Raw genomic sequence first — 25258 nt, 5'->3', positions numbered from 1 at the left:
AGTCTGACCCGTCAGGCGTACATTGTTGCAGCCAGACTGGTCATGTACAGCGCGCAACAACCGGAGCGTACACGTAGTACGTGAGGATTACTCGCTGTGCTCGCCCCTTCAGGGCCGCCCTGACGGGCGTTCAGGTTGCTAAAGCAGCCTGTGTGAGCACTGCCCAGGGCCAGAATGGCAAATAAAATAGCCTGAAGTAGCGCTTAGCGACCGCCGCGGATTAAACCGCCCAGCCCGCGACGCTCCATAAAGGTCGAGACCAGATGACGAACTTCGGTGGCGGTATGAGCATTCATCCCCTGCTCGCTGAGCTGCTGTGCTTCTTCGTGATCCAGATGGCGCAGCAGGTATTTCACCCGCGGTACGTTTTTGCCGTTCATGCTGAGATGGTGATACCCCAGCCCGACCAGCAGCGCCACGCACATTGGATCGCCGGCCATTTCACCACACAGGCACAATTCCAGATTGGCCAGACGGGCTTCCTGCGCAATCGTATTCAGTGCACGCAGCATCGCCGGATGCAGCGAGTCGTAGAGATTGGCCACGCGGGTGTTGTTGCGATCCACCGCCAGCAGATACTGGGTCAGATCGTTGGTGCCAACCGAGACAAAATCGACCCTTGACGCCAGATGCGGGATCATAAACAGCATCGACGGCACTTCAATCATGATGCCGATGCGCGGCGCGGGGATCGTATAGCCCAGCATCTCTTCGACTTCGCGTCCTGCGCGATCGATCAGCTTTTTCGCTTCGTCGATCTCATCGATATGGCTGATCATCGGCAGCAGAATACTGAGGTTGCCGGATGCGGCGTTGGCACGCAGCATCGCGCGCACCTGCACCAGGAAAATTTCCGGCTGGTCAAGCGTCAGGCGGATGCCGCGCCAGCCCAGACAGGGATTCTCTTCACTGATAGGCATGTAGGGTAGCTGTTTATCTGCTCCTACATCCAGGGTACGCAGCGTCACAGGCTTGTTGTGAAACAGCTGTAACATGCCCTGATACTGTGCCACCTGCTCCTCTTCCGACGGGAAGCCGTTCTGCAGCATAAACGGGATTTCGGTGCGGTAGAGACCGATGCCATCCACCCAGTTGCCCAGCGTCTGCTCATGCTCCGGGCTTAAGCCGGCATTCAGCATCACCTGCACGCGCTCGCCGCTTTTCAGCTCACCGGGCTGATCGACCACGCCTTCCGCCATTTTGCTCAGCGCATTCTCTTCGCTGATCAAACGCTGGTACTCCTGCACCAGCACCGGCTCGGGATCGATCAACAGCTCACCGCGATACCCATCGACGATCAGCAAACGTTTGTTGAGCTGATGGGGCTGGATATCAGCGCCCATGACCGTCGGGATCCCCATCGCGCGGGTCAGAATCGCCGCATGGGAGTTGGCTGCGCCGTCACGCACCACCACGCCCGCCAGCCGCTCATGCGGCAGCTCAGCTAAGGTGGTGGCGGTCAGCTCATCGGCCACCAGCACAAAGCGTTCCGGCCAGGCATTGGTGCCGACCAGCGTATCGTCAAGGTGAAACAGCAGGCGCTGACCCAGCACCCGCAGATCGCCTGCGCGTTCACGCAGGTAGGTGTCCGTCAGGCTGGCAAACTGTTCAGCAAACTTCTCGATGACCTGTTTCACTGCCCATTCGGCGACCGATCCGCGTTCGATCTCGTCGAACAGATCTTTTTTCAGTCGGGCATCGGTTAACAGGTGAGAGTAAAGGTCGAAAATGGCCGCACTCTCTTTCTGAGCGCTGGCGCTGAAGCGTTTACTGAAGCGACGAAATTCACTGGTGGCTTCGCTCATGGCGAGCGACAGACGCTCACGTTCGCGATGGACATCCAGCGTTGAGGCAGCCGAAACCTGATCGAGCAGTGGCTGCGTCTCATCCACCCAGCCCGGTGCCACCGCCACGCCAGGCGCAGCTGCAATTGCGCGCACCCGCGTCTGCCGGAACTGACCAAACAGCTGAGCCATCTGCGACTGCGACAGCAATGCCGCCATCTGGGTGGCAAGGGTGACCAGAAACGACTCTTCGCTTTCATCAAACTGACGGTGCTCGCGCTGCTGCACCACCAGCACGCCCAGTAACTGGCGACGGCTGATAATCGGCACGCCGAGGAAGGAGCGGTAGCGCTCCTCTTTCACTGCGGGGATATATTTGAAGCTGGGATGACTCTGGGCGTCAGCAAGGTTAATCGGTTCGGCCAGACGGCCCACTAAACCGACGATCCCCTCGTCAAACGCCAGGGTCACGGTGCGGCCACGCGGTTTTTTAAGTCCGCGCGTCGCCATCAGGTAGTAGCAGTGACGATCATGGTCGGCGAGGTAAACGGAACAGACTTCCGTATCCATCGCCAGACAGATCTCATTAACCAGGATGTCGAGTGCTTCATTGAGACGCGGCGCACTCGCCACTTTTTCTACAATTTCGCGCAACTGAGTGAGCATAAAGGGCGTGGCCTATCCTCTCTTACGTCGATGGGCAGGATTATTTCGCTGCCCCGCACTCTCCTGCATAGACATCACCACGCCAGCGAATTCCTTCATCACCCGACGATAAACGTCGCGCTTAAAGGAGACAACCTGACGCACCGGATACCAGAAACTGACCCAGCGCCAGCCATCGAACTCGGGCGTGCTGCTGTGCTGCACATTGATATCCGCGTCATTACACATTAACTGCAGAAGAAACCACTTTTGTTTCTGGCCGATACATACCGGCTTTGTGTCCCAACGCACCAAACGTTTTGGCAACTTGTAACGTAACCAGTTACGGGTAGAAGCAAGTATTCGAACATCTTTCCGGTGTAATCCGACCTCTTCGAACAGTTCGCGATACATCGCCTGTTCTGCGGTTTCACCGGGATTGATGCCTCCCTGAGGAAATTGCCAGGAGTGCTGTCCAAAGCGCCTGGCCCATAACACTTGTCCCTGCCGGTTACAGATTACGATACCAACATTCGGGCGGTAGCCATCATCATCGATCACCGGACTACCTCAAAGCAAAATTTGAATGAGCTGATTGTTTCACACTCCTTACAGGCGGTAAACCACTGGATTCATGGGGGGTTAAGCCATCATCGCCGGGATAACTCACAGAAAATGGCAAAGTTATAAACAATGACCGAGAAAAAGATCGATCTTATTCACCTTTTCTGTGGATAGCTTTGTGCAGAACGCGGGAGTTATCTGAATAACCTTTTCCGTGCACGCTGAAGAGCCAAAAAGAACCAGCAACACATCCGTTTGATTTTTAATGATATTAAATCAAAAACCTTACCAGTAAATCTTTTATAAACAGTGAATATTTTCATGGTAACTGACAATTGCTTAAAATATAAGCACACTGCTTTTTATCCACAGATAATCGCTCAGGGTTAGGCCAGAGCGGCGAAATTATGGCCAGATCGTGAAAAGTCAAGGCTGTAAATGGAACCAGTACCGCACTCAGACGGTGGTTATCCCATTTTTCTGTGGATAACCGGGCTGGAGATCCTGTTCATTGTTGCGGGTAAGCTGGGATAACCCTGAAGCACCTGGGGCGGCGAGCGTGCAATCCGCTAAAAAAAGCACGATCTATCATGTTATTATCGATCCCTGACGCGGATTATTTATGTGAGAAACGTGACTCACCCGCTGCTGTACAAATTTTAATCATTGCGAGTATTCACCATGAGTTACCAGCCAGGACCACCTGAAGATGAAGCCAGCCTGCTGGCACGCGCGCAGGATTTAGCCGGTTTAACCCTGGAAACCCTGGCCGCGCGCGCCGGTCTGCTCATGCCTGCGGATCTCAAACGCGACAAGGGCTGGGTCGGCATGCTGCTGGAGTGGCATCTTGGTGCCAGCGCAGGCAGCAAAGCGGAGCAGGACTTTGCCCATCTGGGTATCGAATTGAAAACTATCCCGATTGATGCGCAGGGTAAACCGCTGGAAACCACCTTTGTCTGTGTGGCACCTCTGACCGGCAACAGCGGCGTGACCTGGCTCACCAGCCATGTGCGCCACAAGCTGGCGCGGGTATTGTGGATCCCGGTTGAAGGCGGGCGTGAGATTCCGCTGCGGGAACGCCGTGTCGGCGCGCCGCTGTTATGGAGCCCCGATGCGGAAGAAGATGAGATGCTGCGGCAGGACTGGGAAGAGCTGATGGATATGATTGTGCTGGGTCGCGTAGAGCAGATTACCGCGCGACATGGTGCCTGGCTGCAAATCCGGCCCAAAGCCGCCAATAGCAAAGCGCTGACAGAAGGAATCGGCGATCAGGGCCAGCCAATCATGACGCTGCCGCGCGGTTTCTACCTGAAGAAAAGCTTCACCGGGCCCCTGCTGGCGCGTCATTTTCTCCTCTGAACGTCGCCACCCGCGTTGATGTGTCGCAATTTTGTGGGAGATCGGCGAAATGAATGCGTATAATCGCCGTTTACTTTTCGTTTAGGATTAAATGTCGGTATGTTTGAGTGGATTTCCGATCCCAACGCCTGGCTGGCGCTGGGCACCCTGACCATCCTTGAGGTGGTGCTGGGTATTGATAACATCATTTTCCTGTCGCTGGTGGTCGCTAAACTGCCAAAACACCAGCAAGCCAGCGCACGTCGCATTGGTCTGATGGGCGCGATGCTGATGCGTCTTGGCCTGCTGGCTTCTATCGCGTGGGTAGCCCGTCTGACTAACCCGCTCTTTACGCTGATGGATCATGCGTTCTCGGCGCGCGATCTGATTCTGCTGTTTGGCGGACTGTTCCTGCTGTGGAAATCGAGCATGGAGATCCATGAAACGATCGAAGGCAGCGAAGGCGAACACAACACCCGCGTCCATTCCTTCCTGGGTGCGATTGTGCAGATCATGATGCTCGACATTATTTTCAGCCTCGACTCGGTGATCACGGCCATCGGCCTCTCCGATCATCTGTTCATTATGATGGCGGCGGTGGTTATTGCCGTGCTGATGATGATGTTCGCTGCGCGCGCGATCGGTGAGTTTGTTGACCGCCATCCGTCAGTGAAAATGCTGGCTCTCTCTTTCCTGATTCTGGTCGGTTTCACCCTGATCCTGGAGAGTTTTGCGGTCCACGTACCAAAAGGTTACATTTATTTCGCTATGTTCTTCTCAATGGCGGTTGAGTGTCTTAACCTGATGCGCAGTAAGAAAAAGCACGCCTGATAAAGTCAAGGGCGAGCCTGCTCGCCCGGTTATTTTCAGATTCATACGATTAACCCTGCCGGCAAAACCATTTATTACTACACTGTTTGCACTTGACCATTTGTGAGGATTAGGCGTGATGAAAGGGTTGGCAGGAGTAGCACTGGTGATGGTAACCGCCGCATTTTTAAGTGGATGCAGTTCTGATTATGTCATGGCGACCAAAGATGGCCGGATGATCATGACCGAAGGCAAGCCGAGCATTGATAAAGAGACCGGCCTGGTGGAGTACACTGACCAGACGGGTCATATGGTGCAGATTAACAGCGATGAGGTTTCTACGATCATTGAACGTTAAGTGCCCGATTTAATCACCTGCCACCGATTCCCGGCTGGCAGGTGATTTCCCCGACTTTTCCCCCTTCCTTCCCCGCCATTGCTCGCGCTATAGTCCCTGAGGACACAACATTCCATTCCATAAAGAAAAGGAAGCTGGCAATGCACTATCATCGTATTCCCCACAGCACGCTGGAAGTGAGTCAGCTGGGGTTGGGCACCATGACGTTTGGCGAACAGAACAGCGAAGCCGACGCCCATGCTCAACTGGATTTAGCTATCCGTTCCGGCATCAACTTTATTGATACTGCCGAGATGTATCCGGTGCCCCCGCGTCCGGAAACCCAGGGTCTGACCGAACAATATATTGGCAGCTGGCTTAAACAGCGCGGCAGCCGCGACAAAATCATTCTTGCCAGTAAAGTGGCCGGGCCTTCACGTGGCAATGATGCGTCGATTCGCCCGGATATGGCGCTGGACCGTAAAAACATCCGCGCAGCACTCGATGCCAGCCTGAAACGCCTGAATACTGACTACCTTGACCTCTACCAGCTGCACTGGCCACAGCGTCAGACCAACTATTTTGGCAAGCTTGGCTATCAGTACAGCGAAACCACTGCTCAGGTGACGCTGCTGGAGACGCTGGAAGCGCTGACCGAACAGGTGCGCGCTGGTAAGATCCGCTATATCGGGGTGTCGAACGAAACCGCGTGGGGCGTGATGCGCTATCTGCAGCTGGCGGAGAAGCATGAGCTGCCGCGCATTATCAGCATTCAGAATCCCTACAGCCTGCTGAACCGCAGCTTTGAAGTGGGTCTGGCCGAAATCAGCCAGCATGAAGGCGTAGAGCTGCTGGCGTATTCCAGCCTGGCGTTTGGAACGCTGAGCGGCAAATACCTGAATGGCGCGCAGCCTGCGGGCGCACGCAACACGTTGTTCAGCCGCTTTACCCGCTACAGCGGTGAGCAGTCACAAAAGGCGATTGCCGAATATGTGGCACTGGCTCAGCAGCATCAGATTGACCCGTCGCAGATGGCCCTGGCCTATGTGCGTCAGCAGCCGTTTGTGGCCAGCACGCTGCTGGGCGCCACCACGCCTGAACAGTTGCAGATCAATATCGACAGCTTCAATCTGACCTTAAATGCAGAGATCCTGGAAGGCATTGAGGCGATCCACCGTCGTTATACCTATCCGGCTCCCTGAGCGCTCTGTTGCCAGCTGCCGCGATGGCGGCTGGCATCTCTTACAGGTCGCGATAATAGAGTTTTACCGGCTTAGCGGGATACTCCAGCGCTTCACCCTGTGGCAGCCAGCCATAACGTTCGTAGTAACCCTCAAACGTTGACCATAACCACAACTGTGGATAGCCCCGTGCCTGTGCATAGGCGATGACATGCTGCTGCAGCGCTTGACTGACACCTTTGCCGCGCACCGACTCATCAACATAGAGCGCCGCCAGCCAGGGGAAAAGATCCTGACGGCTGATCAGGTCGCAGCGCCAGAATCCCACCGTGCCGACTGCCCTGCCCGCCTCCACGGCAACGAAAGTCACCGGAAAATCAGCACCGATAAGGCTGCTGTTCACCACACTGGCAAAGAACGCCCGGCTGGTGGCTTCACCAAATGCGCGCCACTGCCAGTCGATGATCTGATCGGCAAATTGGGGGGCATCGCTGAGCGATACAATCTCAATCACATCAGTTTCCCCTGAAAGATCGGGACTGAATCAAACAGGTAGCCATCAAAGTCAGGCGCATCGGCGTCGGAAAGCTCCAGCAGCGTATTCTTGACGTTCTCAAGGTGCTGCCAGGTGGATTGCCAGGCCCCCATCACATCACGCCGACGCAGAGCAGCCAGGATTGTCTGGTGATCGCCGAGCCACTTCAGGCGATAGGCGCGGGTTTCAAACTGCGGGCGCAGCTGCTGCCAGAGCGGGCTACTGTCATGATGTCGCCAGATGCTGGTGACGGTATCGAGCAGCATCTGATTCTGACTGGCACCCGCCAGCAGCAGATGAAACAACTTGTCGTTGTCCTGACTGCTGTCGTTGGCGGCGATAGCACGCTGCTCCTGTTCCAGCGTTCGGCGCAGATTTTCGATGTCCGCTTTGGTCGCCATTTTTGCGGCAAAGGCTGCAATATTGCTCTCCAGCAACTGACGTGCCTGTAGCATTTCAAACGGGCCAACGTCGCTGCGGAAGAAGGCCTCTTCTTCATCATCACTGGCGGAAGGAATACGCATCACATAGACGCCGGAGCTCTGGCGGATATCCACCGTACCTTCCAGCTCCAGCATCAATAATGCCTCGCGCACGATGGTCCGGCTGACGCCCCAGGTTTCAGCCAGCTGACGTTCAGGCGGCAGGCGCGATCCCACCGGATAGTGCCCGTCACAGATCTGCTGACGCAGGTGCTGACCAATTTCCTGATACTGCTTTTTTTCTTGCGGCGCTTCGGCTTTGTCCACACTGTCACCCTTTGCAATCAATGCGCTAACGGCATTGCCGCGGTTCCCTGCGCGACAATGCCCGCGAACCGGAGAGGCTGGCTCGCAAACTGGGGCTCAGTGTATCAAAGCCAGCGCCTGATCGAGTACCTTTGCACCATTCAGCGTGCCGTAAGCAACCGTATCGATCACCGCGATGGGCAACTGATAGCTGTCGGTAAGTTTTCTGTTTTCTTCCAGTTTGAAGCGCACCTGTGGCCCGAGCAGCACGACCACCACCTCGTTGCCGTAGTTTTGCAGCTCTTCACGCAGGTTTTGCTCCGGAATGGCGTAGATCTGAAATGCCAGACCGCGCGCGGCAGCCTCCTTTTCCATCCGCGTCACCACCATTGAGGTCGACATGCCCGCAGCACAGGCCAGAACAATTCGTTTCATGCTCGTTTCCTCGCGTTATTTCGGCTCATCATCAAGCCACAGGGTAAATTGCTGCGTGTCGCGCAGCGTACGGAACCAGTGGGCAGATTTCTTCATACGGCGCTGACGCTGCTTATCTAAGTCGATTTCGATAAGACCATAGCGATTTTTAAAGGCATTCATTGGCGAGACATTGTCGGTAAACGCCCACAGCATATAGCCCTGACAGTTAATCCCCGCCTGACTGGCGCGTATCGCCTGATGCAGGTGCTCGCTGATAAACGCGATGCGGTAATCGTCCTGAATCTCCCCGTCGGCATTTTTGAACTGCGCTTCGTTCTCAATTCCCATACCGCTTTCAGCCACAAACCACGGGATATTGCCGTACTCATCGCGCATCCGCTGCGCCATATCCCAGATAATTTCAGGCTGAATTTCCCAGCCGCGTGAAGGGTTCATCCGTCGCCCCGGCAGTTCAAAGTGTTCGTAATACCAGGCGGGATGAAAGGGTGTCTCGGGATGCCAGGCGCGGGACGGTGCCTTCACGCGATGCGGATAGTAGAGATTAAGCCCGACTTCATCGACGGTATTGGCGGCAATAATCGCCAGCTCTTCCGGGGTGGTTTCCCACTCAATCTGATGCTTATCAAGCAGCGCCAGCAGCTCCGCCGGATACTCGCCTTTAATGGCGGGGTCGAGAAACACCCGGTTGTAGAACAGGTCATAAATATGCGCCGCCTTCTGGTCGTGCGGGGCTGACGATCGCGGATAGGTGACTTCCGGATTGAGTATGGTACCAATGCGACCGGCATAGCCTGCCGCGCGGAACAGCTGCACTACCCGGGCGGTAGCAAGATTTTTGTGGTGGTTCCACTGCATCCATTTATGGGTGTTCTGCTCATAAGGCCAGCGCAGCGCGTCAAGATAGACGCGGGTCTGCACCACAATCGGCTCGTTAAACACAAACCAGCGCGTGACCCGACCGGCATAGCGTTTAAACACCTGTTCGACATAACGGATAAACAGTTCAACCACATGCTTTGACTGCCAGCCGCCATACTGGTCCAGCAGCGTGGCGGGCAGCTCGTAATGCTCCAGACAGAGCATCAGTTCTATGCCCTGGCGCTGCATTTCATCAATCAGCCGGTCATAGTAAGCCGCGTATTCCTCATCGACCGTAGCGGTTTCGTAATCGATCAGGAAACGCGACCAGTTGATCGAAGTGCGGTAGTGGGTCAGCCCGCTGGCCTTCATTAGCGCCACATCCTCACTAAAGCGGTTGATAAAGTCGGTGGCAACCGCCGGGCCGTAGCCGTTGTGCCAGACGTGACGATCCTGCTGATACCAGGCGTCAGGCCAGGAGTCCTGCCCCGCTTTTTTTCCGCTCCAGCCTTCCGTCTGCCAGGCGGAGGCAGCAGCTCCCAGAATGAAATTTTCAGGTATGTGGACAGTCTGACGACTCATAACACCTCCGTTCGGTTAGGGTTCAGCTCAGGTTGCAGGCTCTTTGCTTCCGCTGCTTCTGCTGCATCCGCGCGGCGGGCTGCGACTTTCACAAATGGCAGATAGATAAGTACTGACACCAGAATGCAGACGATCTGCGTCACCACCGCACCCATCGATCCGGCCGTTGACAGCCAGGCATTGATAATCGGAGGCGTGGTCCATGGCACCATCACCACGGCTTTCCCGGCAAATCCCATCACCGTAGCGAAGTAACCGATAGAACCTGTCACTAGCGGTGTGATGATGAAAGGGATAGCCAGTATCGGGTTAAGCATAATCGGCATACCAAATATAACCGGCTCGTTGATATTGAAAATGCCTGGCCCGAACGACAGTTTGGCGATTTCACGCATCTCTTTGCGTCGTGTTGCCAGCATCACGGCGGTGAGCAGCCCGATGGTCAGGCCGGAGCCGCCGATGCTCATATAAACATCCCAGAACGGCATGGTGATGATGTTCGGTGCCTCTTTTCCCTGCTCAAAAGCGGTCATGTTGACCATAATCGCGCCAAGCAACAGCGGCTCACGGATCGGCTTCACCATCTGGTTGCCGTGAATACCAATCACCCAGAACAGCTGGGCGACGAACATCAGAATCAGAATGCCCCACAGGCTCTGCACCACCGACTCCAGCGGCTGCTGCACCACCTGGTATACCGCGTCGTAAAGGTACATGCCGGTGACGCGATGGAAGATAAAGCCAAAGGTCGCTATCAGCGTCACGGTGATGATTGAGGGGATGAGCGCGGAGAAAGAGGCGGCCACATTGGGCGGCACGGTGTCGGGCATTTTGATTTTCAGCCGCTCAACCTGTTCGAGGCGGCAGTAGATCTCTACCGACAGAATGGCGATAAACATGCCGAGAAACAGGCTTTTGGTATCGGAGAATTGTTTGGCCAGCACGTCGGTGACCAGGTGCATCTGCCCATCGACCATCATCTGTAAGGTGGTCGGCGTTACGGATACAAAGCAGATGATCGCCAGCAGGCCGGGAAACAGCGTTTTTATACCGTTGATGCGCCCAAGCTCAATACCAATCAGGAACACCGCACCAATGTTGAGAAAGCTGAGCGTGGCGTAATTGATACTGCTGGTGATGGGCTTGAGGTCAGCTAAAAAAGCCAGGGCGGCAAAGCTGGCAAGGCCATTTTTGCTGTCCAGCACCATGTTAGAGATCAATACCGAGAAGGCGCCAACAATGATCACCGGCATCAGGGTAATGAACGAGGCTTTAATCGCCATGATGTAGCGATAACTGTTAAAGCGGGTGGCAAAGCTGCCCAGGGAATCGATAAGGCGGTCCTGTAGAGACATGATCAACCCTCAGAGATGTAAGATCGGTATTCCTGTAATCGTCGTGGTCTTCCCTGTTAGTGGCATACCAAAATGACGAATATCCTCGGTTTTTTCTGTGACGAACCTCCCGGAAACGTTTATTGGCATTCCAGTATGATTAAAACGGCCAATTTGGCATACCAATAGCGGAGGCGTTATGGATTACGAACAGACCATGATGGAATTGCTGATCAATGCAGGGGAAGCCCGTTCGTCGGCGATGATGGCGATTCAGTGTGCGCGCAAACGCGACTGGACCGGGGCTGACGCGGCGCTGGCAGCTTCAGATACCGCGGCAAAAGCGGCACATAAAATTCAGACCGCGTTGATTGGTGCAGACGAGGGAAGCGGAAAATTGCCGGTCACGCTGATTCTGGTGCATGCGCAGGATCATCTGATGAATGCAATGCTGTGCCGCGAGCTGGCAGAGGAGCTGGTCATGCTGCGCAAAGAGATCTATGGCTGACAGGCGGCGCGCCGGCCGCCTGAGCGAGGTGATTAGCTGATTTCCAGTGCCAGTAGCGACTCAATAGTCTGCGCGCGGCGGATCTCGCGCGGCTGGCCCTGCTCAAACAGCACTTCCGGGATCAGCGGACGGCTGTTGTAGTTAGAGGACATGGATGCACCGTAAGCACCGGTGTCGTGGAACACCAGGTAATCGCCAACCTTTGCCGCCGGAATCGCGCGTGGTTCGACCATGCCGCCCTCCAGCTGGGTAAAGACATCACCCGATTCGCACAGCGGGCCAGCGACCACGGTGTCGATAGTCTGCTGCTCATCAATGGCCCGCTCATCGCCCGCCATCAGCGAGATATGGTGATAGCTGCCATACATGGAGGGACGCATCAGGTCACTGAAACCGGCATCGACCAGCACGAAGTGACGGCTGCCCATCGACTTAACCGCCCGAACCTGAGAGACCAGCACACCGGCCTCGGCCACCAGGAAACGGCCCGGTTCGATCTCCAGCTTTATCGCGTGACCCAGATGCTGAGCGATACGCTGCCGCGCTGCATCCCACAGGCCGAAATAGTGATCGGTATCGATCGCCTCTTCGCCATAGCGATAAGGCACAGAGAGGCCGCCGCCCGCAGAGATCGCGGTCAGATCCTGACCCGACGCCATCACCAGTTCAACCATCGCATCACAGACCTGCTGCAGATGCGCATAATCGACGCCTGAGCCGATATGCATATGAATGCCCACCAGCTGCAAGCCGTGCTGCTTAATCGCCGCCAGCGCCTCGGCTAAATCGGCATGCCAGATCCCGTGCTTGCTGTTTTCGCCACCGGTATTGGTTTTCTGACTGTGGCCGTGACCAAAACCAGGATTGACCCGCAGCCACACCGCATGTCCCGGTGAGACCGCGCCGAGCTGATGCAGCATATCGATCGATCCGGCATTAACCGGCACCTTTAACGCGGTCACCCGCTCCAGCGTCGGCTGATCGAACAGATCCGCGGTAAAGACGATCTCATCACCGCCAGGCTGGTAACCCGCGGCCAGCGCACGTTCGATCTCACCCAGCGATACCGAGTCCACTTTCACGCCTGCTGCGCGCATCAGGCGCAGGATATGCGTATTCGAGCAGGCCTTCTGCGCAAAGCGCACCACATCAAATGCCTGCAGCTGGGCAATACGCGCCTGAATAATCTGCGCATCATAAGCCCAGAATGGCCCGGCGTAGCGGCGTGCCAGCGGCAGCAGGTTAGCGGCGCTGAGTGCGGTTTCGGTACTCTGTAAGGAACGTGGCATGGCAATTCTCCTGTGGCAATAGCTGCATTAAGCCAGAATCGTGTCATAGCGAAAAATATCTGTTTTAATAGCATCTATGCAGAATGGATATAGGAAGGGTGCGTGGCGAACATTAACTGGCGGCATATCGAGATTTTTCATGCGGTGATGACCAGCGGCAATCTGACTCAGGCCGCGACACTGCTGCACACCTCACAGCCGACGGTGAGCCGGGAGCTGGCACGCCTGGAGCAGCAGCTGGGATTAGAGTTGTTCGGACGGGTTCGTGGTCGCCTGCAACCGACGGTGCAGGGATTGCGTCTTTTCGAAGAGGTGCAGCGATCCTGGTACGGACTGGATCGCATCATGGAAGCGGCTGAAGGGCTGCGCCAGTTCCGTCAGGGTGAGCTGTCGATCGCCTGCCTGCCCGTTTTTTCGCAGTCGCTGCTGCCACCACTGTGTCAGCCCTTTTTACAGCGCTACCCGGATGTGAGCCTGAATGTGATTCCGCAGGAGTCGCCGCTGCTGGAGGAGTGGCTGTCAGCACAGCGCTACGATATCGGCTTAACCGAAACCCAGCACGCTCCGGCCGGCACTGACCGTCTCGCCCTGCTGACCTGCGATGAAGTGTGTGTATTGCCTCAGCATCACCCTCTGAGTCAGCGTTCAGAGCTGACGCCGCACGATTTTGCGGGCGAACAGTATGTGAGCCTGTCGCGCAGTGACAGCTATCGTCAGTTGCTGGATGCGCTGTTTCATGAGCAGGGAGTCGAGCGGCGGCTGGTGATGGAGACGCACAGTGCCGCTTCGGTGTGCGCCATGGTCAGAGCGGGCGTGGGCATTTCAATTGTGAATCCGCTGACGGCGCTGGATTACGCCGACAGCGGTGTGGTGATGCGTAAGTTCAGCGTGGCGGTTCCGTTTACCGTCAGCCTGGTGAGGCCGCAGCACCGCCCTGCATCGGCGCTGGTCGATGCCTTTGTCAGCCATCTGCAACGGCAGGTGGCTGACTTTCCGGCACGCATCGCCGCCCGCCTGGCTTAAGCGCGAACCCTGGCGGTTGCGCGGCCCGATTTGCGGAAGGTGATCAGACAGATCAGCAGGCCGATTGCCGCCAGCGCAGCGGCAGCAACCGGCACCGCCGTCAGGCCATATCCACGGCCAATCACCGCACCGCCGACCCAGGCACCCAGCGCATTGCCCACGTTAAACGCCGAAATGTTCAGGGTTGAGACCAGGTTAGGCGCCTCTTTGCCATGACGTACCACGTTGATCTGCAGGCCCGGCACCGTCGCAAAGGTCGCCATCGCCCACAGGAACAGGGTGATCTCTGCCAGCCACAGTGCATGGCTGGTCCAGCTGAACAGCAGCGAGAAGATGGCGATCAGGGAGAAGCTGAGGATCAGGCTAAAGGAGACTTTCCAGTCGGCCAGTTTGCCGCCAAGAATGTTACCGACCGTCAGGCCTGCGCCAATCAGGAACAGCGTCCAGCTGACGCCGCGATCGCTGATGCCCGTCACCTCTAGCAGCAGCGGCGCAATGTAGCTGAACAGCGCAAACATCGCCGCGGCAAAGAACACCGTCATCAGCAGCGACAGCCACAGTTTCCCGTTGGCCAGTGCCCCAATTTCACTCGCCAGGTGAACCGGCTTTTCCTGTTTATTGTTGGGCAGACTCACGATCAGGGCGATAAACGCCAGCACGCCAATCACAGCCACGCCCCAGAAGGTGGCTCGCCAGCCAAACATCTGTCCGAAACTGGTCCCCAGCGGAACGCCCAGCACGTTGGCTAAGGTCAGTCCGGTGAACATCAGTGCGACAGCGGAAGCCTGACGACCGGCTGGTACCAGACTGGCGGCGACCACCGCGCCAATACCGAAGAAGGCACCGTGACAAAGCGCGGTGACGATGCGTGCCAGCATCAGCAGGTTATAGTTGTAAGCCAGCGCACACAGCAGGTTGCCGACAATAAATATCACCATCAGCAGAATCAGCGTTTTTTTACGCGGCAGCCTGGCGGTAAGCAGCGCCATAATCGGCGCACCAATCGCCACGCCCAGCGCGTAGCCGCTGATCAGCCAGCCCGCCGACGGAATCGACACCTGAAGGTCACGCGCCACCTCCGGCAGCAATCCCATAATGACAAACTCAGTGGTTCCGATGGCGAACGCACTCAACGCCAGCGCCATTAATGCTACAGGCATAACACTCTCCCAATATCATTTGCAGGTGAACTGCACAGACGCGCAGCCCTTCGACGCTTATTAAAATTTGATCTGCGTCACGGTGAGCATTACAGCACAGTGCTGATGCGCGACATAGCCTGCGCGCAGCAAAGGATTATTGCCGGGGCCGCAATAATCCTGCTGCTTTGCCGGAACAAATGGCTTTGTCAGCCTGCTGGCTAAGCCCGTTAAAGCGCACATGACCCAGGGTCAGGTTGTCATTTCCCGCGAACCCGTTACGCTTTTTAGTGCGTATTTAATTAATAAATCCTTAACGTTGCCGATATATCCCTAATCAATTGCCAGGTGATGTGATCAACTTCTGACGCAGGGAGAGAGAATGCAACGACTCATAGCCTTAATGGTGTTTGGCTTAACCGGCTGCTCGGTGGGTCATTATGAGTACAGTAAAGAAGCTGAAAAACGGGTGGATATGACCGTGACCGGTATTCCCACCGTGCTGGGTTTAGGCACGCTCGGTACCACCATCCCACTGACGCCGGAGTACAGCCTGACCGCCGCACATGTGGCAAAGTTTTCGCTTTACCGGGTCAAAGCCTGGCATCCGCAATGCGATCTGGCCGTGGTCTACCACAAAAACAGCGAAATGAACCTGCCACCCAACTTTCGTAACAGCCACATCGGCGATCAGGTCAATCTCTACGGCTACAGTTTTATTTCGGCCATGCCGGTCAGTTCCAGCGGGCAGAACCTGATCAATACCACGCTGGCGAACAGCTGGAACAAATCAGACTGCGTCGTGGTGGCGGCGAATGCGGGGGTGGTTAAAGGGATGTCGGGCGGCGCAGTCTATAACGCCTCTGATGATACGCTGGCGGGCGTGATTATTGGCTACAGCAATAACATCAACGACAATGTCAGCGGTAAGACACTCTATAAGAACGTTGCGCTCTATGTGCCTTACTCGCGATTTCAGACATGGCTGGATCAGGCGATTAAATCCTGATATCTGCTAAACGAACAGATGTAAAAAAGGCCGGAATTTCCGGCCTTAAGCTTGGTGACAAAGTCGGGCCTGGTTCGCTGTAAGACCGAGCCTGCACAGGTAACACGGTCAGATCGGAAAGACGCAAAAACTGTCATCCATGACCGCTCGGCCCACGCCATCCATGGCGCGGGACGCTTTCCTCTTCTGACCGTGTTCCCTGTGCCGTGAGTTTATCAGTTGCTGCCAAATTCACTCTGATTCGGCTTTGTCATCACGCTGTCAGGCCTGAAGATCAGGCCTGACAGCGACTCATAACGATTACTTGCTGCCTGGGCGCAGTGCCGGGAACAGAATCACATCGCGGATAGTGTGGCTGTTGGTAAACAGCATCACCATACGGTCAATACCGATACCCAGACCGGCGGTTGGCGGCAGACCGTGCTCCAGTGCGGTGACATAGTCTTCGTCGTAGAACATCGCTTCGTCGTCGCCAGCATCTTTGGCATTCACCTGCTGCAGGAAACGCTCAGCCTGATCTTCCGCATCGTTCAGCTCGGAGAAGCCGTTACCGATTTCACGACCGCCAATGAAGAACTCAAAGCGATCGGTGATTTCCGGGTTCTCGTCGTTACGACGGGCCAGCGGAGAGACTTCAGCCGGATATTCAGTGATGAAGGTCGGCTGAATCAGATGCGCTTCTGCGGTCTCTTCAAAGATTTCGGTTACGACACGGCCCAGACCCCAGCTTTTCTCAACCTTGATGTGCAGTGATTGAGCAATCGCCACCGCTTTATCAAAGTCTTCCAGATCGGCCAGATCCGTTTCCGGACGGTATTTCTTGATCGCTTCACGCATGGTCAGTTTTTCAAACGGCTTACCGAAATCAAACTCCTGCTCGCCGTAAGGCACCACGGTGCTGCCCAGCACATCCTGCGCCAGCGTACGGAACAGGCTTTCGGTCAGCTCGATCAGATCTTTGTAATCCGCATAAGCCATATAGAGTTCCATCATGGTGAACTCTGGGTTATGACGTGGCGAAATACCTTCGTTGCGGAAGTTACGGTTGATCTCGAACACGCGATCGAATCCGCCCACCACCAGACGCTTCAGATAAAGCTCTGGAGCGATACGCAGATACATGTCGATATCCAGCGCATTGTGATGGGTGATGAACGGACGCGCAGACGCGCCGCCAGGGATCACCTGCATCATCGGGGTTTCCACTTCCATAAAGTCGCGGCCCACCATGAACTGGCGAATACCGGCCATGATCTGCGAACGAATTCTGAAGGTGTTGCGCGATTCCTCGTTGGCGATGAGATCAAGGTAACGCTGACGGTAGCGCGTTTCCTGATCGGCCAGGCCGTGGAACTTGTCCGGCAGCGGACGCAGTGCTTTGGTCAGCAGGCGCAGTTCAGAACAGTGAATCGACAGTTCGCCGGTTTTGGTTTTGAACAGTTTGCCGCGCGCGCCCAGGATATCGCCGAGATCCCACTTTTTGAACTGCTCGTTGTAGATGCCTTCAGCCAGATCGTCACGCGAGACGTAAAGCTGAATCCGGCCACCCACATCCTGCAGGGTCACGAAAGAGGCTTTACCCATGATACGACGGGTCATCATACGTCCGGCAACGCTGACTTCGATGCCGAGATCTTCAAGCTCTTCGTTGCTCTTCTCGCCATAGCTCTCATGCAGCTGGTTTGAGAGGCTGTCACGACGAAAATCGTTAGGAAACGCCACGCCATTTGCACGCAGCACGCTCAGCTTTTCGCGACGCGCTTTCAGTTCGTTATTTAACTCAACGGCGGCATCAGCGCTCTGCGGTTGTTGTTCAGACATGTCGGTTCCTTATAACCCTGCTTTTAAACTAGCTTCAATGAATCGATCCAGGTCGCCGTCCAGCACCGCCTGGGTGTTACGCGTCTCTACGCCGGTGCGCAGATCTTTGATGCGTGCATCATCGAGAACGTAAGAACGGATCTGACTTCCCCAGCCGATGTCGGACTTATTGTCCTCCAGCGCCTGTTTCTCAGCGTTTTTCTTCTGCATCTCAAGCTCGTACAGCTTCGCTTTCATCTGCTTCATCGCCTGATCTTTGTTCTTGTGCTGAGAACGGTCATTCTGACACTGGGTGACGGTACCGGTTGGAATATGGGTAATACGTACCGCAGATTCCGTCCGGTTAACGTGCTGGCCGCCCGCCCCTGACGCACGATAGACGTCAATGCGCAGATCGGCTGGGTTGATGTCGATATCAATATCGTCATCCACTTCCGGATAGATAAAGGCTGAGCTGAAGGAGGTGTGACGACGGCCGCCGGAGTCAAACGGGCTCTTACGCACCAGGCGATGCACGCCGGTTTCTGTACGCAACCAGCCAAAGGCGTAGTCGCCTGACACGCGAATGGTCACAGATTTAATGCCTGCAACTTCACCTTCAGACTCTTCGATAATTTCGGTTTTGAAGCCTTTGGCTTCAGCCCAACGCAGATACATACGCATCAGCATGCTGGCCCAGTCCTGCGCTTCGGTGCCGCCGGAACCCGCCTGCAGATCGATGTAGCAGTCGGCGCTGTCATACTCGCCAGAGAACATGCGGCGGAATTCCAGCTCGCCCAGCTTGCCCTCAAGGACATCCAGCTCGGCAACCGCTTCGTCGAAAGTCTCTTCGTCTTCCGCTTCTACCGCCAGTTCAAGCAGACCCTGCACATCTTCCAGGCCCTGCGACATCTGATCCAGCGTCTGCACGATCGCTTCCAGCGAGGAGCGCTCTTTGCCCAGCGCCTGAGCACGCTCAGGTTCGTTCCAGACATCGGGCTGTTCCAGCTCGGCGTTTACTTCTTCGAGGCGTTCTTTCTTGGCATCGTAGTCAAAGATACCCCCGAAGAACGTCGCTGCGCTCACTGAGGTCCTGAATACGGTTTTTGACCGGGTTGATTTCAAACATGGCTTTAGCGTCTTTCTTATGTTCGATGGGACAGGAAATTTAACGCACAAGTTTACCCGAAACTGGCGGCAGTTTGTAGCGCTGAGACAGCGGGCTGATGCCGGGGCGGCGTGACGCGTTGCATTTGCTTATCGGGCCGCGACGACAACCGCTCGTACAGCAGGTTAACGCAGGGAAAAAACAGGCTGACGCGCCTCTGCAGTGACCGGAGACGCGCGCGCCTTAGAAAAATCAAAGCGGCCAGATATGGTCAATGATCAGCTGTACCGAGCGGTTACCACGGTACTCATTGATATCCAGCTTATAGGCCAGTTCGACCTGGCGAATGCTGCTGTCGGGCCACAGGGTGGTATCGACATTAAAGGCGATCCCGTCGATCAGCGGACCGCCGTCCAGCGGTTCGACCATCACTTTCAGATGTCGCTCGCCCACCAGCCGCTGTTGCAGCAGCTTAAATTTGCCGTCAAAAGCGGGTTCCGGGAACGCCTGGCCCCAGGGCCCCGCTTCGCGCAGCATCTCAGCGGTCTGCAGCGAAAACTCCTGCGGCTGCAACGCACCATCTGACCAGATGATGCCCTGCAGAGATTCGCCATCCAGCCACTCACCGACCAGATCGGCAAAGCGCTGACGAAACTCCTCGTAGCGTGCGGTTTCCAGTGATAAGCCTGCCGCCATGGCATGACCGCCGAACTTCAGCATCAGGCCGGGATTCAGCGTATCCAGACGCTCCAGCGCGTCGCGCAGATGCAGACCGGCAATTGAGCGGCCTGAGCCTTTCAGCGTGCCGTCGCCCGCCGGAGCAAAGGCAATCACCGGACGATGGAAACGCTCTTTCAGACGGGAGGCGAGGATCCCCACCACCCCCTGATGCCATTCGGGATGATAAAAAGCCAGCCCCAGCGGCAGATCGCGCTGCTCACGTTCCAGCGCCTGACACAGCGCCAGCGCTTCGCTCTGCATGCCCTGCTCTATCTCTTTGCGCGTCTGGTTCAGCGCGTCCAGCTCACTGGCTAACATCCGTGCCTGACTGAGATCCTCAGTCATTAACAGCGCCACGCCCACCGACATATCGTCGAGCCGGCCTGCGGCATTGAGCCGTGGCCCCAGCGCAAAGCCGAGATCGCTGGCCGCCATCTGACGCGCATCGCGATTAGCAATCTCCAGCAGCGCCCGGATGCCTGGCCGGCATTTTCCAGCCCGGATGCGGCTGAGTCCCTGCCACACCAGAATGCGGTTGTTGACGTCGAGCGGCACCACGTCGGCAACCGTGCCGAGCGCCACCAGATCCAGCATCTCTGCAAGATTGGGTTCAGTGCGGGTGGCACCAAACCAGCCCTGGGTGCGCAGATGGGCGCGCAGCGCCAGCATCAGATAGAACGCAACGCCCACGCCCGCCAGTGCACGTGAGGGAAAGTTGCAGTCCGGCAGATTGGGATTAACGATCGCCTCAGCGGCCGGTAAGGTCTCGCCCGGCAGGTGGTGGTCGGTAATCAGTACCGGAATCCCGTGCTGATGGGCACATTCAACGCCGGCGTGGGAGGAGATGCCGTTGTCGACGGTCAGGATCATCGCCGCGCCGCGCGCCCGCGCCTGCTCAACCACTTCAGGGCTGAGGCCATAACCATCTTCAAAGCGGTTAGGCACCAGATACTGCACGTTGCCGCCGCCCATGCTGCGCAGCGCCATGACCGTCAGCGCGGTACTGGTCGCGCCATCGGCATCAAAGTCGCCCACCACCATAATGCGACGCCCATCCAGCAGCGCCTGGTGCAGCAGTTCCACTGCGCTCTCAATCCCGCTTAAAGACTGGTACGGCAGCAGGTTTTTCGCCCCGCGCTCCAGCTCTGCCGCGTCGCGCACGCCGCGTTGCAGATAGAGTCGTTTCAGCAGCGGCGGCAGCGTCGCCGGAAGCGCATCATCAACCGTCACCTCACGGCGACGGAGTTCCACATCCTGTTTTACCACCGATTAACCACCACGCTTCTGATTGTCCAGCACCTGCTTCAGCTCCTGCGGCGACTGATAACCTGGGATCATCATGCCGCTGTCAGTCAGCATCGCGGGCGTGCCCTGAATGCCGAACAGCACGCCAAGCTTATAGTGCTGGGCAATATCGATTTTGCAACTGTCTGGTGCGGCCATCTTCGGCGCATTGCCTTTCATCGCCTCATCAAACGCTTTATTGCGGTCGGCGCTGCACCAGATCGCTTTCATCGCTGGCTCAATCTGACCATTCAGCCCTTCACGCGGAAACGCCAGGTAGCGCACGGTGATGCCCAGCGCATTGTAGTCCGCCATCTGCTCGTGCAGCTTGTGACAGTAGCCACAGGTGATGTCGGTAAAGACCGTGATCACGTGCTGCTCTTTAGGCGCTTTGTAGACGATCATCTCCGGCACCAGCGCTTCGACTTTTTTGTCCAGCAGCTGGTTGGTGACGTTGACCGGCTGTTTGCCGCTGACGTCATAGAGCGGGCCCTGGATCATATGTTTGCCGTCGTCGGTCACGTAAAGCACGCCGCTTTCTGACAGCACGGTTTTAAAACCCGGCAGCGGTGACGGGCTGATCTCCGTCTGGTTCAGACCAAGCTTTTTAAGTGATTGCTGAATGGCGCTGTCATCGGCCTGTGCGAGACCGGAAAAGGCGCTGGCTAAAAGAGCCAGCATGGCAAAATGCTTGTTCATTTTTGTCCTTATCGCCGCGGTTCAGGCCCGCGGATGGTGTTGTTGATGCAACTGACGCAGGCGCTCAGTGGCGACGTGCGTATAAATTTGGGTGGTGGAGAGATCGCTGTGTCCCAGCAGCATCTGTACGACACGCAGATCGGCACCGTGGTTCAGCAGATGGGTCGCAAAGGCATGGCGCATCACATGCGGTGATAACTTTTCGCTGTCGATCCCCGCCAGCGTGGCGTAATGCTTGATGCGATGCCAGAAGGTCTGCCGCGTCATCTGCTGCGCCCGATTACTGGGAAACATCACGTCCAGCGTCTGACCGTTGAGCAGCCACGGACGACCATGTTCCATATATTGCTCCAGCCAGTAAACCGCTTCTTCACCTAAAGGCACCAGCCGCTCTTTATCCCCTTTACCGATAACCCGGACAACGCCCTGGCGCAGGCTGATGTCGCTGAGCGTCAGGCCAATCAGTTCGGAGACGCGCAGGCCCGTGGCGTAGAGAAGCTCCAGCATCGCTTTGTCGCGCAGCTCCAGCGGGATATCGATATTCGGCGCCTGCAACAGTCGCTCGACCTGCGCCTCACTGAGATCTTTCGGTAAACGCTGCGGCAGTTTTGGTGCTGACAGCAGCGCGCTGGGATCGTCCGGGCGCAGCTTTTCGCGATAAAGATACTGGAACAGGCGACGCATGGCGCTGAGCAACCGCGCTGAGCTGGTCGCCTTGTAGCCTCCCTCCAGCCGTTCAGCCAGAAACTGCTGCAGATCCAGCGGCGCCACGCTAAGCAGCGTCAGCTGATGATGCGCCAGCCATCCGGTCAGCGTCTGGAGGTCCTGGCGATAAGAGGAGAGAGTGTTCTGCGCCAGATTGCGTTCAATCCAGAGCGCATCAAGAAACTGTTCTGTCAGATCGCTGTCCTGCACGTTATCTCCGCCGTCTGGTGTAAAATCATGCTCATTATGCCTGATTCAGCAGCGCTTCTGGTACAATTGCGCCAAAGTCAGTATTTACAGAGTGTTATCTGCATGAAAATCGGTCTTTTTTACGGTTCCAGTACCTGTTACACCGAAATCGTAGCGGAGAAAATTCGCGATTTTATTGGCGAAGAGTTAGTGACGCTGCATAACGTGAAAGATGACGACCCGCGCCTGATGGAGCAGTACGATTTGCTGATCATGGGCATCCCGACCTGGGATTTCGGTGAGTTGCAGGAGGACTGGGAGGCGAGCTGGCCGCAGTTGCCTGCGCTGAATCTGCAAAACAAGATTGTCGCACTGTATGGCATGGGCGATCAGATTGGCTATGGCGAGTGGTTTTTAGATGCGCTCGGCATGCTGCACGATTTGCTGCAGCCGATGGGAGTACGTTTTGTTGGCTACTGGCCGCTTGAAGGCTATGAGTTCACCAGCCCGAAACCGCTGAGTGCAGATGGCTCGCAGTTTGTGGGTCTGGCGCTTGATGATGTGAATCAGTTTGAGGTCACCGATGAGCGCGTTGAGCAGTGGTGCGAGCAGGTGTTAACCGAAACCGCCGGACTGCTCTGACGGCCCTTCTGCCGGTGTCGAACCGTAGCCTGAACAGGTGAGCGGCTTTAATCGCTCTTGCCTGTCATTATTGAACCGCAGTGCAGGCAGATGAACGGCTTCAGACGCTCTTGCCTGCACTGCTGCCATTAATGCCGCGCCGGGCTGAAGCAGCAGGCGCGTAACGCCCGCCATTCGCCAGGCTGCATATTGTCCTGCATCAGCCACCAGCGCAGCGTGGCACCCTGTTCGCTCTTCGCCACCAGCAGCACGCCAACGGGTAACCAGCGTAGTGGCTGAGTTGGCCGCCAGCGTTTTCCCTGCCAGATCCAGCAATGGACGCTTTCCCGATGTAACGTACCGTGCCGTTGAATCAATCGCCAAACGCTGCGCCAGCCCTCAGCCAGCAACAGCAGAATAATCGGCGCTTTAACCAGCCAGCCGCCTGCAGGCAGCGTCATCAGCACCACGCCAGTCACGGCTGCTATCAGCCAGGCGCAGACTAACCCGCACGCCAGACGAGAGGGCCGCAGCTTACATTGCCACCGGGCCGCGAGCATGGTTACGCTGCTGGATCAGGTTCACCATCCGCTTAAGCTCCGGATCCTTTGGCTCACCGTGATTCATCAGCCAGTTAAACAGATCGGGATCGTCACTCTTTAGCAAATCCACAAAGACCTGCTTATCGGTGTCGCTCAGCGTCTCATACTCAAATTTGAAGAACGGCATAATAGCCACATCCAGTTCCAGCATGCCGCGACGGCAGGCCCACTGAATGCGTGATTTATCATTAATATCCATGCATCAATTTCCACAATTCACAACGTGGCGCCTAGTGTAACCTGGTTTAATGCGGCTCGCAGGCGCAGCGTCGCATGCTGTGCAACCTGCCACATTTCAGGCTGGATCTTTTCAGGGTTATCACGCCTTTTGTGCGCCGTTTTCCGTAAACAGGTTGCATTGCCAGTCGGCTCTTTTAACATTGAAGATATTATTCCGGATGAACCTTCTTATACAGGATATCTCCATGCCCACATTTACTTTACCGCCGCGCCAGCCTGCCGCGTCGTCTCGTCTGCCGTTAACCCTGATGTCACTGGATAGCTGGGCGCTGGTTTCCATTACTGGTGCCGACAGCACCTCTTACCTGCAGGGTCAGTTAACGCTGGATGTCGCCACGCTGGATGCCGACCACCATTCGCTCGCCGCACACTGCGATGCTAAAGGCAAAATGTGGAGCAATATGCGCCTGTTCCATCGCGGTGAAGGCTATGCTTATCTGATCCGTCGTGAGCTGCGCGACACCCAGCTGCCCGAGTTAAAGAAATACGCCGTGTTTTCGAAAGTGTCGATGGTGGCTGATGATGAGTCAGTATTGCTGGGCGTGGCCGGTTTTCAGGCGCGCGCCGCGCTGGCAAATCTGTTTGATAGCCTGCCCGACAGCGAAAAACCGGTGGTGCAGCAGGGAGAAACCACGCTGCTGTGGTTTGCCCATCCGGCCGAACGTTTTCTGATTGTCACTTCGCTGGCCCAGGCAGAAGCGCTGAAGCAGAAGCTCAATGACGATGCACAGTTCAATGACAGTCAGCAGTGGCTGGCGCTGGATATTGAAGCGGGCATTCCGGTGATCGATCCCGCCACCAGCGTGCAGTTTATTCCGCAGGCCACCAACCTGCAGGCGCTGGATGCTATCAGCTTTAAAAAAGGGTGTTATGCCGGTCAGGAGATGGTGGCTCGGGCGAAATATCGCGGCGCCAATAAACGCGCGCTCTACTGGCTGGCGGGTCAGGCAAGTCATCTGCCCGAAGCCAATGCCCCGCTGGAGTTGCAGATGGGTGAACGCTGGCGTCGAACCGGCAGCGTGCTGGCTGCGGTGCAGTTAGATGACGGGATTAGCTGGATTCAGGTCGTGATGAATAACGATCTGGAGCCGGACAGCGTGCTGCGGGTGGAAGGTGATGAAGGCGGACATCTGACCATTCAGCCACTGCCCTACTCGCTGGATGAAAGCTGATTGAGCGTATGGCCCT

Annotated in this window: 25 protein-coding genes; 9 read left to right on the top strand and 16 right to left on the bottom strand. The window is 56.3% G+C overall.

Going from position 1 to position 25258, the window contains the following annotated elements; translation table 11 throughout:
* Window positions 1-203 precede the first annotated feature (203 nt).
* Window positions 204-2450, bottom strand: a complete 2247-nt coding sequence (gene ptsP, locus ACVKSX_RS13230) for a phosphoenolpyruvate--protein phosphotransferase (RefSeq protein ID WP_010248647.1) — start codon at window positions 2448-2450, stop codon at window positions 204-206.
* Between the two features lie 12 nt (window positions 2451-2462).
* Window positions 2463-2990 carry an RNA pyrophosphohydrolase gene (rppH, locus tag ACVKSX_RS13225; RefSeq protein WP_009087042.1) on the bottom strand — a complete coding sequence of 176 codons (528 nt, stop codon included), beginning with the start codon at window positions 2988-2990 and terminating at the stop codon, window positions 2463-2465.
* A gap of 684 nt (window positions 2991-3674) precedes the next feature.
* Here rppH and mutH point away from each other — a divergent pair.
* From mutH to ACVKSX_RS13205, 4 genes are all read left to right on the top strand, one after another.
* Window positions 3675-4352: a DNA mismatch repair endonuclease MutH gene (gene mutH / locus ACVKSX_RS13220; RefSeq protein ID WP_159226957.1), complete on the top strand. Its 678-nt coding sequence runs from the start codon at window positions 3675-3677 to the stop codon at window positions 4350-4352.
* Window positions 4353-4451: 99 nt separating this feature from the next.
* On the top strand, window positions 4452-5162 hold the full coding sequence (locus ACVKSX_RS13215; RefSeq protein ID WP_010248654.1) for a TerC family protein: 711 nt from the start codon (window positions 4452-4454) through the stop codon (window positions 5160-5162).
* 118 nt (window positions 5163-5280) lie between these two features.
* Window positions 5281-5499, top strand: coding sequence for a YgdI/YgdR family lipoprotein (locus ACVKSX_RS13210; RefSeq protein WP_003853956.1), 219 nt, complete (start codon window positions 5281-5283; stop codon window positions 5497-5499).
* Window positions 5500-5639: 140 nt separating this feature from the next.
* Window positions 5640-6680, top strand: a complete 1041-nt coding sequence (locus tag ACVKSX_RS13205; protein ID WP_010248659.1) for an NADP(H)-dependent aldo-keto reductase — start codon at window positions 5640-5642, stop codon at window positions 6678-6680.
* Window positions 6681-6720: 40 nt separating this feature from the next.
* Here the strand turns inward: ACVKSX_RS13205 and ACVKSX_RS13200 are convergent, their stop codons facing one another.
* From ACVKSX_RS13200 to ACVKSX_RS13180, 5 genes are all read right to left on the bottom strand, one after another.
* Window positions 6721-7173 carry a GNAT family N-acetyltransferase gene (locus ACVKSX_RS13200; RefSeq protein ID WP_167430391.1) on the bottom strand — a complete coding sequence of 151 codons (453 nt, stop codon included), beginning with the start codon at window positions 7171-7173 and terminating at the stop codon, window positions 6721-6723.
* Entirely contained in the window at window positions 7170-7943 is a 774-nt protein-coding gene (locus tag ACVKSX_RS13195; RefSeq protein ID WP_010248663.1) for an FCD domain-containing protein, read from the bottom strand. The genes ACVKSX_RS13200 and ACVKSX_RS13195 overlap by 4 nt, the downstream gene beginning before the upstream one ends.
* A gap of 96 nt (window positions 7944-8039) precedes the next feature.
* Entirely contained in the window at window positions 8040-8357 is a 318-nt protein-coding gene (locus tag ACVKSX_RS13190; protein WP_010248665.1) for a PTS sugar transporter subunit IIB, read from the bottom strand.
* Window positions 8358-8372: 15 nt separating this feature from the next.
* Complete coding sequence (locus ACVKSX_RS13185; RefSeq protein WP_010671043.1) at window positions 8373-9800, bottom strand: glycoside hydrolase family 1 protein; 1428 nt, start codon at window positions 9798-9800, stop codon at window positions 8373-8375.
* Window positions 9797-11155 (bottom strand): PTS sugar transporter subunit IIC, encoded by a 1359-nt coding sequence (locus tag ACVKSX_RS13180; protein WP_010248669.1) that lies wholly within the window; start codon window positions 11153-11155, stop codon window positions 9797-9799. The genes ACVKSX_RS13185 and ACVKSX_RS13180 overlap by 4 nt, the downstream gene beginning before the upstream one ends.
* A gap of 178 nt (window positions 11156-11333) precedes the next feature.
* Here ACVKSX_RS13180 and ACVKSX_RS13175 point away from each other — a divergent pair, with 178 nt between their 5' ends.
* Window positions 11334-11642, top strand: a complete 309-nt coding sequence (locus ACVKSX_RS13175) for a PTS lactose/cellobiose transporter subunit IIA (RefSeq protein ID WP_010671044.1) — start codon at window positions 11334-11336, stop codon at window positions 11640-11642.
* Between the two features lie 32 nt (window positions 11643-11674).
* Here the strand turns inward: ACVKSX_RS13175 and lysA are convergent, their stop codons facing one another.
* On the bottom strand, window positions 11675-12931 hold the full coding sequence (gene lysA, locus ACVKSX_RS13170) for a diaminopimelate decarboxylase (protein ID WP_010248673.1): 1257 nt from the start codon (window positions 12929-12931) through the stop codon (window positions 11675-11677).
* A gap of 102 nt (window positions 12932-13033) precedes the next feature.
* Here lysA and ACVKSX_RS13165 point away from each other — a divergent pair, with 102 nt between their 5' ends.
* Window positions 13034-13954: a LysR family transcriptional regulator gene (locus tag ACVKSX_RS13165; protein WP_010248675.1), complete on the top strand. Its 921-nt coding sequence runs from the start codon at window positions 13034-13036 to the stop codon at window positions 13952-13954.
* Here ACVKSX_RS13165 and ACVKSX_RS13160 read toward each other — a convergent pair.
* On the bottom strand, window positions 13951-15114 hold the full coding sequence (locus tag ACVKSX_RS13160; protein WP_033785642.1) for an MFS transporter: 1164 nt from the start codon (window positions 15112-15114) through the stop codon (window positions 13951-13953). The genes ACVKSX_RS13165 and ACVKSX_RS13160 overlap by 4 nt on opposite strands.
* 361 nt (window positions 15115-15475) lie before the next feature.
* Here ACVKSX_RS13160 and ACVKSX_RS13155 point away from each other — a divergent pair, with 361 nt between their 5' ends.
* Window positions 15476-16102: a serine protease gene (locus ACVKSX_RS13155; protein WP_029519406.1), complete on the top strand. Its 627-nt coding sequence runs from the start codon at window positions 15476-15478 to the stop codon at window positions 16100-16102.
* Between the two features lie 300 nt (window positions 16103-16402).
* Here the strand turns inward: ACVKSX_RS13155 and lysS are convergent, their stop codons facing one another.
* From lysS to xerD, 5 genes are all read right to left on the bottom strand, one after another.
* Window positions 16403-17923: a lysine--tRNA ligase gene (gene lysS / locus ACVKSX_RS13150; protein WP_010248682.1), complete on the bottom strand. Its 1521-nt coding sequence runs from the start codon at window positions 17921-17923 to the stop codon at window positions 16403-16405.
* Between the two features lie 9 nt (window positions 17924-17932).
* Window positions 17933-19031, bottom strand: a protein-coding gene (prfB, locus tag ACVKSX_RS13145) for a peptide chain release factor 2 (protein WP_099257461.1) whose coding sequence is annotated in 2 segments (ribosomal slippage) — window positions 17933-18955 and window positions 18957-19031 — 1098 coding nt in all. Because the reading frame shifts where the segments join, the coding sequence is not laid out codon by codon here.
* Window positions 19032-19262: 231 nt separating this feature from the next.
* Window positions 19263-20996: a single-stranded-DNA-specific exonuclease RecJ gene (recJ, locus tag ACVKSX_RS13140; RefSeq protein WP_033769918.1), complete on the bottom strand. Its 1734-nt coding sequence runs from the start codon at window positions 20994-20996 to the stop codon at window positions 19263-19265.
* A 3-nt stretch (window positions 20997-20999) separates the two neighbouring features.
* Complete coding sequence (gene dsbC, locus ACVKSX_RS13135; RefSeq protein ID WP_010671049.1) at window positions 21000-21713, bottom strand: bifunctional protein-disulfide isomerase/oxidoreductase DsbC; 714 nt, start codon at window positions 21711-21713, stop codon at window positions 21000-21002.
* Between the two features lie 21 nt (window positions 21714-21734).
* On the bottom strand, window positions 21735-22628 hold the full coding sequence (gene xerD / locus ACVKSX_RS13130) for a site-specific tyrosine recombinase XerD (RefSeq protein WP_010248689.1): 894 nt from the start codon (window positions 22626-22628) through the stop codon (window positions 21735-21737).
* 102 nt (window positions 22629-22730) lie between these two features.
* Here xerD and fldB point away from each other — a divergent pair, with 102 nt between their 5' ends.
* Window positions 22731-23249: a flavodoxin FldB gene (gene fldB, locus ACVKSX_RS13125; RefSeq protein WP_354438831.1), complete on the top strand. Its 519-nt coding sequence runs from the start codon at window positions 22731-22733 to the stop codon at window positions 23247-23249.
* Between the two features lie 128 nt (window positions 23250-23377).
* Here fldB and ACVKSX_RS13120 read toward each other — a convergent pair whose 3' ends face one another.
* Window positions 23378-23788: a protein YgfX gene (locus ACVKSX_RS13120; protein WP_354438832.1), complete on the bottom strand. Its 411-nt coding sequence runs from the start codon at window positions 23786-23788 to the stop codon at window positions 23378-23380.
* Complete coding sequence (gene sdhE / locus ACVKSX_RS13115; protein WP_010248781.1) at window positions 23763-24029, bottom strand: FAD assembly factor SdhE; 267 nt, start codon at window positions 24027-24029, stop codon at window positions 23763-23765. Before sdhE ends, ACVKSX_RS13120 begins: the two co-directional genes overlap by 26 nt.
* Before the next feature lie 226 nt (window positions 24030-24255).
* On the opposite strand from sdhE, the gene ygfZ reads away from it, so the two are divergent.
* The gene (ygfZ, locus tag ACVKSX_RS13110; protein WP_354438834.1) at window positions 24256-25242 is read left to right on the top strand and encodes a tRNA-modifying protein YgfZ; all 987 of its coding nucleotides are present in this window, start codon (window positions 24256-24258) and stop codon (window positions 25240-25242) included.
* Window positions 25243-25258 lie beyond the last annotated feature (16 nt).

It is taken from the genome of Pantoea sp. PvP021, from assembly GCF_054056055.1.
Note: the sequence above shows the minus strand (reverse complement) of the source record. Positions and strands in the feature narration are given on the sequence as shown.

What these genes read in the sequence shown, in the direction of transcription:
- ptsP (WP_010248647.1), bottom strand. Translation starts at nt 2,450, where the DNA reads ATGCTCACTCAGTTGCGCGAAATTGTAGAAAAAGTGGCGAGTGCGCCG.
- mutH (WP_159226957.1), top strand. Translation starts at nt 3,675, where the DNA reads ATGAGTTACCAGCCAGGACCACCTGAAGATGAAGCCAGCCTGCTGGCA.
- ACVKSX_RS13215 (WP_010248654.1), top strand. Translation starts at nt 4,452, where the DNA reads ATGTTTGAGTGGATTTCCGATCCCAACGCCTGGCTGGCGCTGGGCACC.
- ACVKSX_RS13210 (WP_003853956.1), top strand. Translation starts at nt 5,281, where the DNA reads ATGAAAGGGTTGGCAGGAGTAGCACTGGTGATGGTAACCGCCGCATTT.
- ACVKSX_RS13205 (WP_010248659.1), top strand. Translation starts at nt 5,640, where the DNA reads ATGCACTATCATCGTATTCCCCACAGCACGCTGGAAGTGAGTCAGCTG.
- ACVKSX_RS13190 (WP_010248665.1), bottom strand. Translation starts at nt 8,357, where the DNA reads ATGAAACGAATTGTTCTGGCCTGTGCTGCGGGCATGTCGACCTCAATG.
- ACVKSX_RS13185 (WP_010671043.1), bottom strand. Translation starts at nt 9,800, where the DNA reads ATGAGTCGTCAGACTGTCCACATACCTGAAAATTTCATTCTGGGAGCT.
- ACVKSX_RS13180 (WP_010248669.1), bottom strand. Translation starts at nt 11,155, where the DNA reads ATGTCTCTACAGGACCGCCTTATCGATTCCCTGGGCAGCTTTGCCACC.
- ACVKSX_RS13175 (WP_010671044.1), top strand. Translation starts at nt 11,334, where the DNA reads ATGGATTACGAACAGACCATGATGGAATTGCTGATCAATGCAGGGGAA.
- lysA (WP_010248673.1), bottom strand. Translation starts at nt 12,931, where the DNA reads ATGCCACGTTCCTTACAGAGTACCGAAACCGCACTCAGCGCCGCTAAC.
- ACVKSX_RS13160 (WP_033785642.1), bottom strand. Translation starts at nt 15,114, where the DNA reads ATGCCTGTAGCATTAATGGCGCTGGCGTTGAGTGCGTTCGCCATCGGA.
- ACVKSX_RS13155 (WP_029519406.1), top strand. Translation starts at nt 15,476, where the DNA reads ATGCAACGACTCATAGCCTTAATGGTGTTTGGCTTAACCGGCTGCTCG.
- lysS (WP_010248682.1), bottom strand. Translation starts at nt 17,923, where the DNA reads ATGTCTGAACAACAACCGCAGAGCGCTGATGCCGCCGTTGAGTTAAAT.
- dsbC (WP_010671049.1), bottom strand. Translation starts at nt 21,713, where the DNA reads ATGAACAAGCATTTTGCCATGCTGGCTCTTTTAGCCAGCGCCTTTTCC.
- fldB (WP_354438831.1), top strand. Translation starts at nt 22,731, where the DNA reads ATGAAAATCGGTCTTTTTTACGGTTCCAGTACCTGTTACACCGAAATC.
- ACVKSX_RS13120 (WP_354438832.1), bottom strand. Translation starts at nt 23,788, where the DNA reads ATGCTCGCGGCCCGGTGGCAATGTAAGCTGCGGCCCTCTCGTCTGGCG.
- sdhE (WP_010248781.1), bottom strand. Translation starts at nt 24,029, where the DNA reads ATGGATATTAATGATAAATCACGCATTCAGTGGGCCTGCCGTCGCGGC.
- ygfZ (WP_354438834.1), top strand. Translation starts at nt 24,256, where the DNA reads ATGCCCACATTTACTTTACCGCCGCGCCAGCCTGCCGCGTCGTCTCGT.